A 12,406-nucleotide genomic window follows, 5' to 3' on the forward strand; every position below is an offset into this window, starting at 1 on the left:
GGCATATTTCAGTCAGCAATTTTTTCAATCACCACAACACACAAGCACAGCGACTGTTACTGGATATTACGGAAGAAATAAAGCTGTGCAAGTTGATTATTTTAACCCTGTATCTAGCCATAGCATCGAGTTAAATCTGCAACATGATTGGTTGACATGGCGTGAATATGAGCGTGACTTTAAACAGCATTTTGAGCTGACTCTGGGTACTTTTAAGCAAAAAGATTTTGCCCATCAGCCCGTTTATAACTTTTTGTATCGCCATGATTGGCGAATTTCACGTGTTTGGTATCTAAATTATGGCGTAGGGTGGGGATCTCATCCTTATGACGGTGAGCACGAAGACAAAACGTATGCCATTTTGGGCTTCGAAGGAAGGTTCTAATGAATATAAAATCTCCTTTCTGCTTATTGGCGTGTATAAGTGCAATGTCATTCAATCTGTTTGCACAACCTATCGATAAGGCAGTTTCCGAATCCGCACAAACGAGCTCTAAAGCTAATCAATTTGTGACGCTGACATTTCATGATGTTCGTGATGATGTCGCAGCAAAAGGTGATCGTGATTATTATGCGATTAGCAGTCAAAATTTTGCGCAATTTTTACAATGGATTAAAGATAATAAATGGCAACCGATACGATTAGAGGATGTTTGGCAAGCGCGTAATGCAGGAAAAGCTCTTCCTGAGAGAGCGTTGTTATTAACCGTTGATGATGGTGTATCGAGTGCATACACACATATTTTTCCATTATTAAAACTACATAAAATCCCTGCTGTATTTGCAATACCAACCAGTTGGATTAACGGCAATACCAAAGATGCTATTGAGGCATATGGTACAAGTAATTTGATGACATGGCAGCAAATGCGAGAAATGCAAGCTTCTGGCTTGGTGGAGTTTGGATCTCATAGTGACAATTTACATTACGGTATTGCCGCAAACCCTCAAAAAAATCTAGAGTTCGCAGCAATTACTCGGCAATATTTTCCTCAGTCTGAAAGTTATGAGACTGATGAAGCCTTTAGACGTCGAGTCTTGAATGACTTGCTACAATCTAAGCAAATTTTAGATAAAGAGCTAGGTACTAATACTCGCGCAATCTTTTGGCCTTATGGAGCTGTGACCAAAGAAACCGAGGAATTGGCGAGTATGGTAGGTTTACCGTTGTCATTTAGCCTAGGTAGTGAGTTAAACACAGCAGATTTATTTGGGACTTATCAACGTGCTTTGATCATTGATAATCCAATACCAGCTCAAATTTACGCTGAAATGCAAGATTTTGTATTGGATCGGCATGCACCTTATAAGCAACGTAAGAGTTTTTTGCGTTTTAATTTAGCTGAACTGGTAAAAGATAATGGAAATTCTGAACAGCGATTAGGTCAATTATTGGATCAGGTTGGAGCTTTTAAGTCGAATAATTTATTGCTGACCGTTGTTGAAGATCAGAATGATGATGGAAAAATTGATGTTGCTTATTTTCCTAATCGTAGTTTACCGATGAAAGCGGATTTATTAAATCGGGTGGTCTGGCAAGCACGTACACGGATTGCAAATAAAGTTTATGCAGAACTTCCTCTGAGTTTAGAAACTCAACAAGGTTACGACTTGTCAGAGTTAACTGCAGATTTAGTCAAAAATAATAGTTCCATCACGGGTTTGATGATTGAAACAGATAACACATTACACTGTGCAATTAGTCAGCGAGATTGGGATCACATTTGTCAGAAGAAAATCAATGATGTATTGGCGATCAAAAATAAGACTAAATTGAAAGCAAATTATTACGTCAATGTCAGTACAAATTATCAGACAGCACTAAAATTTAGTTACAAGGGAGCCCAGTGGGGTGGGCTACAAAAGTTACTGCAGTTGATTCCTGATCATGCTGATTTTCTGTATATCGCTTTAGATTCGAATCAATCAAAAAATAATATAAATGAGCTAGATAAAGTTTTATCGACTTTAACTGAACGTGAAAAACAACATTTGATCATTAGTTTGCAGATCGATAATCAAGCTTCTTCTTATGATTGGAAGAAATATCAGAAAATCTATCAGCAATTAAAAAGACAAGGTGTTCAAAAAATTGGTGTAGATAATTATCAGCTTTCTTATGGGGCTACGATTCATCAATATCTTTATCGTGAGTTGAGCTTAAATGGTAGTCCGCTCAGCTATCGCAATCCTTATGTGTTGAAACAAGGAGGGCGCTAATTATGGAATTTTTTTCAGATATTTCTTTAAGCGACTTATTTTTTGGCTTTGCATTTTTATTTCCTTTATTAATGGCTTGGCTTTGGATGGCGGGTGGAATTTGGTTTTATTTCAAACGTGAATTTCGGCAAACGGTTTTCCCTGAACCTAGTCAAGAAAGTTGTAGCATTATCATTCCTTGTTTTAATGAAGAAGAACAAATTCGAGAAACCATCAAGTTCGCTATGCAAAGCCAATATCCTGATTTTGAGGTGATTGCTATAAATGATGGAAGTACGGATAAAACCGCAGAGATTTTAGATGAACTTGCGTTGCACTATCCAAAACTACGTGTGGTGCATTTGGCAGAAAATCAGGGCAAAGCATATGCCTTGAGAGCAGGTGCGATGGTCAGCCAGCATGAGTTTCTAATTTGCATTGATGGCGATGCTTTACTGCATCCTCATGCCGTTTTTTGGATGATGAATCATCTAACACACTATCCGAGAGTCGGTGCAGTAACTGGTAATCCACGCATTATTAACCGTTCAAGTGTGTTGGGAAAAATTCAAGTGGGTGAGTTCTCTTCAATCATTGGATTGATTAAACGTGCACAACGTACTTATGGGCGGATTTTTACGGTATCAGGGGTGATTGCAGGTTTTAGAAAAACAGCACTAGATCGAATTGGTTATTGGCGTGATGACATGATCACAGAAGATATTGATGTCTCATGGCGGCTCCAGTTCGATCATTGGGACTTACAGTATGTACCAAAAGCACTTTGTTATATCTATATGCCTGAAACCTTTAAAGGATTGTGGCAACAACGCCTACGTTGGGCGCAAGGTGGTATCGAAGTCTTATTTGCTTATGTACCGAAGTTATTTAAATGGCGTTTAAGACGCATGTGGCCAGTCGTTTTTGAAGCAATTATCAGCGTGATTTGGGTTTATGTAATGACTGCTATCATTCTTCTTTATGTGATTGGATTATTTATAGAATTACCTGAACAATGGGCGGTTACTACCGTATTGCCTAACTGGTATGGGATTGTTTTAGGTACGACCTGCCTTATACAGTTTTTAGTGAGTTTGATGATCGATCGCCAATATGACAATAGTCGAACCTTACGGACATATTTTTGGGTTATCTGGTATCCATTATTTTTCTGGGTATTAATGACCATCACAACCGCGATCGCATTGCCAAAAACCATATTTAAAAAACCAAAACGTGCACGTTGGGTAAGTCCTGATCGTGGATTTAGAGAGGGGCAAGATCATGTCAAACTTTAAAATGGTCTATGACCTTACACAATTGGAAATTCCTCAGTACATTGATGAACCTCGTTATGTCAGAAACAAAACGGCTGGCTATGGATTGTTTTTTTTAGGTTGGTTGCTTTGGATATGGATTTTTATGCCATTAATCACTGCATTATTATGGATTTTCCAAGGTTTCAGTGTATATGAACAATTATTCGTGATGAATATACCAGAGCAATCGATTGATATCCTTTATTTAATCATTTCAATCATGTTGTTCATCCTGACTTTAATTATTTGGGCGACCTATAATTGGTTTCGTTTTTATAATAAAGAAAGAAGATCCTTTCCGAAAAATATTTCTGTTGATCAATTGGCACAGAGTTTCGAGTTAAATACCGAACAAATGAATGCCTTAAGAGATGCTAAGAATGTCACCCTGCATTATGATCAGGAAGGAAGATTAACCAATTTTGAGCTGGCTGAAAAACAATAAAAAACGCGGTCAAGACCGCGTTTATTTTTGACCTATTCTTATCAATCTAATTTATTTTGAGATTTTAAAGTGTTGGTAAGGCCGTTAATATCACCACCTTGTAGGCCTAATTCATTCATTAAGCTATCGATCAAAGGCGCTTGAGAACGGTAGCGTAGGGCACTATTCACAACCTGATCAGACAAAGATGTTTGACCATTTTCAGTGGTTTCACCTGATGTAGTACCACCAGCAAAACCATTTAAACCATTCACCTGTAGAATCTTGATATCGTCAATATTCTCCATTGGTTTAACGCTTTCACGAATAATATCTGGTAAATGTTTGAGTAAGGCTAAACGAACTTGCATCTCCACTTGCTCTGCAGAAAGAACATTGGCTGCCTCATTCACTGCACGTGTACCTTCAGCATCTACTTGATATTGCTTTTCGAGAGCTTGTGCGAGAAGTACCTTAGCATCAGCTTCACCTTTTGCCTTTAAGCGTATTTTTTCGGCTTCAGCTTCTGCAGCAATTCGAACAGCTTCTGCTTCATCTGCTGCAGCTTTTTTACCTGCATCAGCTGCCACAGTAATCGCAATCGCTTCTTTTTCAGCAGTTTGTTTGGCTGCTACAAGCTCGACAGCTTTTTGACGTTCTGCTCTTTGAGTTTCTCGCACCGTGACGACTTCTTCTTCAGCTTTTACAGCCTCAGCTCTGGCTTTGTCAGCTTGAGCTTTAGCTTCAGATTCGGCACGTGATTTTTCAGCGATAGCAATTGCACGATCTTGCTCTGCGAGTTCGATAGTTTTTTTCTGTTCAACTTGTGCTTTTTGAATAAGTTGAGCTTTTTGGATATTTTCGTTTTCTACATCACGAGCAGAAGCGATACGTTTAAGTTCAACTTCACGTTCAGCAGCAATACGAGCTTCTTCGGCTTCACGCTTTTTACCTGCTTCTTGAGAAGCAATTTCAGCATGTTGTTCTGCTTTACGAATCGAAATTTCGCGTTCTTGTTGCAGTTTTGCATATTCTTCTTCACGAGAAATCTCAAGGCGCGCACGCTCTGCTTCAAGATTTTTAGCACGAATCGCTAAATCAGCATCCTGTTCAATATCATTACGCTTCTTACGACGGTCTTCGATTGTTTCTGTAAGTTTAGTTAAGCCTTCAGCATCAAAAGCATTTTGTGGATTGAAATATTCAAAACCAGTTTGATCTAAACCTGTCAATGAAACGGTTTCAAGTTCTAAACCGTTTTTAGATAAATCTTCAGAAACCACCTGTTGAACTTTTTGTACAAAGTCGACACGCTTTTCATGCAGTTCTTCCATTGCCATTTCCGCGGCTACAGCACGTAAAGAGTCGACAAATTTACCTTCGACTAAATCTTTTAACTCCTGTGGAGACATGGTTTTCCGACCTAAGGTTTGTGCTGCAGTCGCAATGGATTCACCTGTAGGTTTAACGCGAACGTAGAATTCTGCCATTACATCTACACGCATACGGTCACGTGTAATCAAAGCTTGGTCAGCTGCACGTTTTACTTCTAGACGCAATGTGTTCATATTGACGGGGATGATTTCATGCAATACAGGAAGCACAATCGCACCTCCATTCAAGATGACTTTTTCTCCACCGAAACCAGTTCTTACGAATGAAACTTCTTTGCTTGAACGAGTATATAAACGAGCAATGACGATACCGATAAATATCAGTGCTGCGAAAATTACACCTGTAATAATTAAAATTTCAGTCAATGCTGAATTGAACATTAAAACACCCTCATATCATTTATATTAAGAAAAATTAAGCGGAAATAGCCTGAAAGCCAATTTTGGTTCTTTGAGTTAAAATCACATCTTGACCTTGAGTAAAAACAACATCTAATTCTGGTTCCACTAAAACATAGTGCATTTGTCCAAATTGATCTTTCACTTTTGCTTGGGCAGGAGAATTAGGCTTTGCCTCACCCAATATAATTTTGGCAGTACGACCAATCAGATCATCACTATGAATTGCAGTTGTTTCATCTTTAGGAATAATTTTGGAAATGAGTTTTGCTGCAACACGAACGAGTGGCATACATAGAAAAAGACAGGCAGGTGCAATGATCCAAGCAGATAGATAGTGTTCAGTAAAATTGAAAAAAACATCTTGAATAATTAAACCAGTGAGTGAATAAACAGTTAGGAAAATAATCAACCAAACTAGTAAAGGTACTTTTCCAAGATACAGCCATTCTAAAAACTGAGTGAAAAGGTTATCTGCATGATCCATTGAAACATCAGCGTGATCAACGTCAGTCAAACTATCGGGAAGAAATTGATCGATGAAGCTGCTGCTTCCCCCAAACATTAATAAAATCAATTCCAATACACCTATACATAGACATAGCAATAAAGAAACGCTAAAAACAATGTTGGAAGGGTGTATTAATAAATCCCATATCATTTGTATATACTCTTTTTTCTTTTGGAAAAATTTTTTTAAAAAAATTATAAAAACTAATTATTTATAAGATTAATTGTATCGAGCATAAAATTCAATCAAATTCCAAGCTAAATATTTAAAGCAAAAAAAACGCAATGATTGGGGTTGTCATTGCGTTGAACAACGAATCTGTAAAACAGTTTCGGTTGAAAGGAGAAATGTCATGAGATTAGTGTTATCTAACCTACTTGGCTATACTAATAAAAAACTTGACTGTGTTCATAGATATTCGTGTTAACGAGTGTTATCAAGTGTTAATAAGTGACAAAATTTGTTAGTTATTGGGTTCGGGTTAAAGTTCCTAAAATAAACTTAAATCAAAAGCTTAAATAAAAATAGCCCAAAAAATGGGCTGTTTTTATGGTAAAAGTATTGTAATTAGAATTTAAATAAACCTAATCCACTTTTTACTTCATCTAAAGTTTGTTGCGTGATATCTCGACATTTGTCAGTACCATGCTTAAGAATATCCATAATATAGTCTGGATCTTTTTCAAGTTCAGCACGACGTTCACGGATTGGAGTGATGAGTTCCTTTAGAATACCTTCTAAGCGTTTTTTAACTGTACCATCACCTAAACCACCACGACGATAATGTGCTTTTAATTCTTCAACTTCTTCTTTGTTTGGATCAAATGCATCTAAATAAGTGAATACGATATTTCCTTCAACTTGACCTGGATCTTCAATACGCAAGTGATTTGGATCGGTGTACATCGCATTGACAGCTTTTTTAATGTCTTTATCAGAAGCATTTAAAACAATAGTATTACCTAAAGACTTTGACATTTTTGCCTTACCATCAAATCCAGGTAAACGTCCCATGTTCGATAATAATGCTTTGCATTCAGGTAGGAGGTCATGTCCAATTTGACGATTTACACGACGAACAATTTCATTGGTTTGTTCAATCATTGGAATTTGGTCTTCACCTACTGGTACAACCGTTGCTTTAAATGCCGTAATATCCGCTGCTTGAGCAACTGGATAGCATAAAAAACCAGCAGGAATATCACGCTCAAAACCGCGCATCTGAATTTCAGATTTAATTGTTGGATTACGTTCTAAGCGAGCAACCGTAACGAAGTTGAGGTAAAGCATGGTCAGCTCATTGAGGGCTGGTAAACATGATTGAACGCAAATCGTTGTTTTAGTTGGATCAATTCCAACGGCAAGATAATCTAAAGCAACTTGAAGAATATTATTTCGTACTTTATCAGGATTATCTGCGTTATCAGTCAAAGCTTGAGCATCAGCAAGTAATAAGTGTTGATGATGACTGTCTTGTAAACCAACACGAGAACGCAATGAACCGACAAAATGACCTAAATGAAGTTGTCCAGTAGGGCGGTCGCCAGTCAAAATGATTGGACGTTGATCAGCATTACTCATGATATGTTCCAAGTTTCAGTGATTTCATAAATATAAAATTGACCTTATTGTACGGGAAATAAAAAAATTTCGTCAGCGATTGAACAAACTTTTATGAAAATAATGTTGTGAATTTATTGAGTAAATCTACAATAGCGAGATAAATACAAACTAGGAAATAAAAATGGCGAGTGGTTTATTACTATTACTTGATGATATTGCAACAATTTTAGATGATGTTGCTGTAATGAGTAAAATGGCAGCAAAAAAAACAGCTGGCGTATTAGGTGATGATTTAGCTTTAAACGCTCAACAGGTGAGTGGTGTTCGCTCTGACCGAGAATTACCAGTTGTGTGGAGCGTAGCAAAAGGCTCATTTGTTAATAAACTCATTCTTGTTCCATTAGCATTGTTAATTAGCGTAGTTGCACCTTGGCTTATTAATCCATTATTGATGATTGGTGGTCTGTTCCTTTGTTATGAAGGTGTAGAAAAAGTAGTACACATGCTACATCACAAAAAAGCAAAAACTGCCGAAGAAGCAAGTGCTGATCTAGAAGCAATAGAGGTTGATTTAGCAAAATTTGAAAAAGAAAAAGTCAAAGGTGCAATACGTACAGATTTTATTCTATCTGCTGAAATTGTTGTGATTTCGTTGGGTACTGTTGCGACAGCCGCATTTATGACTAAAGTATCTGTATTGAGTGTTATTGCGATTGCCATGACAATTGGTGTTTATGGTTTTGTAGCGATGATTGTCAAAATTGATGATTTAGGGTTGTATTTAACTCAACAAGCTTCAGAATTTAAAAATAAAGTAGGTCGTGGTTTACTGGCTTTTGCTCCGATTCTGATGAAAACATTGTCTGTCGTTGGTACAGTAGCAATGTTTTTAGTCGGTGGTGGCATCATTACACACACGATTCCTTTATTACACCATTTTACGGAAGAAACTGTTGATCATTTGGAGTTAATCCCAAGTTTTGGTTCAATCATTGGTGCATTAACACCAACATTAATTAACTTGGGTATTGGATTTATCGCGGGTGCTATTGTATTAATTGTTGTCGGGCTAATACAAAAAGTTTGGTCAAAAGCATCTAAATAAAAAGAAACCGTCATCATTATAATAAAGAGAGGTAGTCATGCGTTGGAAAGGGCGTCGTGTAAGTACCAATGTGGAAGATCGTCGTGGTGGTGGCGGTGTTAAAGCTGGTGGTATTAGTATCATCGGTTTAGTGGTTGCATTTATTGCTTGGAAGTTTTTTGGTGTTGATCCTCAGCAAGCTTACCAAGCAACACAAGCTGTTACCAGTGAAACAACATCAACAGCCGAAGCACCGCAAAATCTGACTTTAGAACAAAAAGAAGCAAGTGAGTTTGTGGGTACGGTATTAGCTGATACAGAAGATACATGGACGCCAATTTTTCAACAATTAGGCATGACTTATAAGCCACCTCGACTAGTTTTATTTAGTGGGGTAGTGAAGTCAGGTTGCGGTACTGCGCAATCGGCAATGGGTCCCTTTTATTGCCCAGCAGACCAAAAGGTTTATATCGATACTTCTTTCTTTAAAGATATGCGCCAACAAATGGGTATTTCTGGTGAGCAAAATCAAACAGAATTGTCACGTCAAGATCAAGCTGGGGATTTTGCACAAGCTTATGTCATAGCACATGAGGTTGGACATCATATTCAGAACCTACTTGGTATCTCAGGAAAAGTGCAGCAGGCTCGTGCGCAATCCAGCCAAGTAGAAGGAAATCAACTTTCAGTTCGCTTAGAACTTCAAGCAGATTGTTTCGCTGGTATTTGGGCGAATCAAAATCAACAAAGAACACAATTTCTCGAACAGGGTGATATCGCAGAGGCAATGGATGCTGCTGAAAAAATTGGTGATGATTACTTACAAAGAAAAGCAACAGGTCAAGTTGTACCAGATAGCTTTACTCATGGTACAAGCGAACAACGTATGCAATGGTTTGAGTTGGGATACACCACAGGTGATATCAATCAATGTAATACTTTTAAATAGTCTGAATTTTATTTATTGTTGATTTTCATACGAAATTTATACCGATATATCGTTTCGCTCGATTAAAATAACAATGTTTAGCTGATGGAGTAATTTCCTAGCTAAACTATAAGGTTTAGAAAAAGAAAGAAAAAGAAGTGAACTTCTGATGAGGTGATGCCTTATGCATTTATATTGTACGCATTATGGCGAGAGTCTGAGCACTGAATGAGCTAAATCTGAAGGTGATGAAAAAAGAGGTGGTATGGGTAATTTTTTTCTCTTACAAGCTTTGACAGCAGTTTTTACTCTCTCAATTGCAACCACTATTTTCAACAAACGTGTACTCGGTTTCCCACAAGCAATTGGGGTGCCGATTGTCTCAGCTATCTTTGTATTTTTATTACAATGGGGTGCCAGTCTTTTAAACGGGAACCAATTTGTTGAAATCAATATTCACAATATTGAATCCGCAGTACGTGATATCGACTTTTATGATTTTCTAATTAATGGTGTGATTTGTTTCATTCTTACATCATCAGCTTTAAAGTTCAAAATTTCTGACCTACAAAATTATTGGAAACCGATCAGCATTCTTGCCACCATTGCGCTAGTACTTTGCGCGATGATTTATGCTGGATTACTTTATGTATTCCAATGGTTAGTTGGTTATCCAGTACCGATTTCTGTATTGCTGCTATTAGGTGCTGCATTAGGTGCAACAGATCCTATAGGGATTAAAGGGGTCTTAAGTTCCATTCGAGCACCGCATCATTTGATTGTAAAACTAGAAGGCGAATCATTATTTAATGATGCGATGTGTATTGCGTTATTCATGACATTACTCAACGTTATTCGTGGCGAGCATTTTTCACTTATCAGTACGATTGAAACACTAATCTACGAAATTCTTGTTGCAGTGCTTATAGGATTTGCATTTGGACTTGGGATTTTACGGCTACTAAAAGGTAAGCATGAGATGGAATCTTTGATTCTTACAACTGCTTTACTAGCCAGTGGTTCATATTTAGTTGCACTATTTGCACATGCTTCAGCACCGATTGCATGTGTGATTGGCGGCTTGATCGTTGGTAATAAGTGGCAGGAGATCCGAGAACAACGCGAAATCAGGGAGGTAAATCATTTTTGGCATACCGTCGAAGGGATTATTAACTCGTTCTTGTTTACTCTAATTGGCTTAGAGCTTTTTATCTTAGATCTAAGTGCAAACTTGATCATCGGCGGAATATTTGCCTTTTTAATTCTGCATCTCTCTCGATTCGCAGCGAATTTTGCGGCGTTCAGGCTTTTTCCCTCTTTTAAGAACAAAAGTTATAACGGTAGTTTAACTATTCTTTCTTGGGGAGGTGTTCGAGGTGGAATCTCATTGGCATTAATACTCGCTGTAGCAAACATTCCTGCTTTAAGTCCTTATAGTAGTATTTTAATTGGTTACACATTCATTAGTGTTCTGCTGTCTGGCGTTGTTTGTGGTTTAGGTTTACCCGCAGTAATGAATGCATTTTATTACAATCCCAATGAGGAGAGAAATGGTGTAAAAGGTGCTTACCAACGCTTATGTCATAAAATGAATCGCCGTGGTTTTAAGTATGTGGTCACAGAAGACCAAGATGGAAAGGAAATCATTAAAATCTATAACCCTGAGCTAATAACCAATAAAAAGTCTGAAGATACAAAAACAGAAATCTATCATCCAGAAAAAGAAAAAGAAGTTGAACAATTGCAGAATCCGAATAATTTCTAAAATACATTGCATGGTTATGTAGTTCTAGATTTGAACTTGTTTATTTGTGTTTATACGATAATAAGTTTTTTTTAATATGTAAGTTTTGTTAGTCCCTAACGAGATAAAAACAGAATAATTTCAATAGGGTTTATGGCTAAGCTCTTGAAAAATTTTGCTTATTTTTTATCCATAAATTGACATTTTCTATGGAAAATACGATTTTAATGAAAGTAATTATTGGTCTGCTGAATAACTGATTGTTATTAGTCAATTTTAAATTTTGTTACTTAATTTACTGATCTGTAAATAGTTAAAATATTATACTTTTAGTTAATATATTTTTTTTTAATGTGTTGAGTTAACCTTAAGAGAAAAGCCGGTTTAACAATTGTTAATAATATTTAACAAATTAATTCACAAGTGTATTTTTTTTAATTATTTAAAGTTTGATTTAACGGTTTTTGACTTTTTAATCAAAATGTCCTGTCATTTTTGTAAATTTTTTTTGTGATATATTTAACAAAAAATGATCTTAATTTAGATTCTAAGAGGTATGGGAAATGATTATTAAACTTGACGAATATACATACACAAAAATTATTAAATAATCAGAGGAATAGCCAAAATGTCTGAAATTCAAATTATTTCTAAGGAAAGCCATAAAACACTTTCTACTACAATGGAAAGTACTACGGTAATCCTCCCATAAATAACCGAAGTTAAAAGTAGAGGTTAAGCAGCCATTAGAGGTGGCTTTCCTTTGTTAGCTTGATGTGGTCTTTCATGGTTGTAATGCCACAACCAGTTTGTTGCATAATCTTGTACTTCATCCAAAGTA

Annotated in this window: 10 protein-coding genes and 1 pseudogene; 7 read left to right on the forward strand and 4 right to left on the reverse strand. The window is 36.7% G+C overall.

The features are described from left to right. The 4 genes and pseudogenes from A2003_RS04185 to pgaD all read left to right on the forward strand — a co-directional run. Positions 1-385 (forward strand): annotated as a pseudogene (locus A2003_RS04185) (poly-beta-1,6 N-acetyl-D-glucosamine export porin PgaA); the annotation flags it as partial. Beyond that, on the forward strand, positions 385-2,220 hold the full coding sequence (pgaB, locus tag A2003_RS04190) for a poly-beta-1,6-N-acetyl-D-glucosamine N-deacetylase PgaB (protein ID WP_005402203.1): 1,836 nt from the start codon (positions 385-387) through the stop codon (positions 2,218-2,220). The pseudogene A2003_RS04185 and the gene pgaB, both read left to right, overlap by 1 nt. 2 nt (positions 2,221-2,222) lie before the next feature. Continuing rightward, positions 2,223-3,497 (forward strand): poly-beta-1,6-N-acetyl-D-glucosamine synthase, encoded by a 1,275-nt coding sequence (gene pgaC, locus A2003_RS04195; RefSeq protein WP_005402204.1) that lies wholly within the window; start codon positions 2,223-2,225, stop codon positions 3,495-3,497. Then, the gene (pgaD, locus tag A2003_RS04200) at positions 3,484-3,963 is read left to right on the forward strand and encodes a poly-beta-1,6-N-acetyl-D-glucosamine biosynthesis protein PgaD (RefSeq protein WP_004908327.1); all 480 of its coding nucleotides are present in this window, start codon (positions 3,484-3,486) and stop codon (positions 3,961-3,963) included. The genes pgaC and pgaD overlap by 14 nt, the downstream gene beginning before the upstream one ends. Positions 3,964-4,004: 41 nt before the next feature. On the opposite strand, the gene A2003_RS04205 is transcribed toward pgaD, so the two are convergent. The 3 genes from A2003_RS04205 to trpS all read right to left on the reverse strand — a co-directional run bounded on the left by A2003_RS04205 (position 4,005) and on the right by trpS (position 7,827). Further along, complete coding sequence (locus A2003_RS04205; protein WP_005402206.1) at positions 4,005-5,717, reverse strand: flotillin family protein; 1,713 nt, start codon at positions 5,715-5,717, stop codon at positions 4,005-4,007. Between the two features lie 34 nt (positions 5,718-5,751). Then, positions 5,752-6,396 carry a YqiJ family protein gene (locus tag A2003_RS04210; protein WP_004950838.1) on the reverse strand — a complete coding sequence of 215 codons (645 nt, stop codon included), beginning with the start codon at positions 6,394-6,396 and terminating at the stop codon, positions 5,752-5,754. 417 nt (positions 6,397-6,813) lie between these two features. After that, the gene (gene trpS / locus A2003_RS04215; RefSeq protein ID WP_004908319.1) at positions 6,814-7,827 is read right to left on the reverse strand and encodes a tryptophan--tRNA ligase; all 1,014 of its coding nucleotides are present in this window, start codon (positions 7,825-7,827) and stop codon (positions 6,814-6,816) included. 163 nt (positions 7,828-7,990) lie between these two features. Here trpS and A2003_RS04220 point away from each other — a divergent pair, with 163 nt between their 5' ends. From A2003_RS04220 to A2003_RS04230, 3 genes are all read left to right on the forward strand, one after another. Then, complete coding sequence (locus A2003_RS04220; RefSeq protein WP_004963560.1) at positions 7,991-8,914, forward strand: DUF808 domain-containing protein; 924 nt, start codon at positions 7,991-7,993, stop codon at positions 8,912-8,914. A gap of 37 nt (positions 8,915-8,951) precedes the next feature. After that, positions 8,952-9,842 (forward strand): KPN_02809 family neutral zinc metallopeptidase, encoded by an 891-nt coding sequence (gene ypfJ, locus A2003_RS04225; RefSeq protein ID WP_004963557.1) that lies wholly within the window; start codon positions 8,952-8,954, stop codon positions 9,840-9,842. A 244-nt stretch (positions 9,843-10,086) separates the two neighbouring features. Beyond that, positions 10,087-11,586: a cation:proton antiporter gene (locus A2003_RS04230; RefSeq protein ID WP_004963555.1), complete on the forward strand. Its 1,500-nt coding sequence runs from the start codon at positions 10,087-10,089 to the stop codon at positions 11,584-11,586. 714 nt (positions 11,587-12,300) lie between these two features. On the opposite strand, the gene A2003_RS04235 is transcribed toward A2003_RS04230, so the two are convergent. Then, positions 12,301-12,406, reverse strand: a 106-nt coding sequence (locus A2003_RS04235) for an integrase core domain-containing protein (RefSeq protein ID WP_286686850.1), incomplete at its 5' end; no start/stop codon positions are given.

The sequence above is a fragment of the Acinetobacter sp. GWC1_38_13 genome (assembly GCF_001767535.1).
GTDB lineage: Bacteria > Pseudomonadota > Gammaproteobacteria > Pseudomonadales > Moraxellaceae > Acinetobacter > Acinetobacter junii.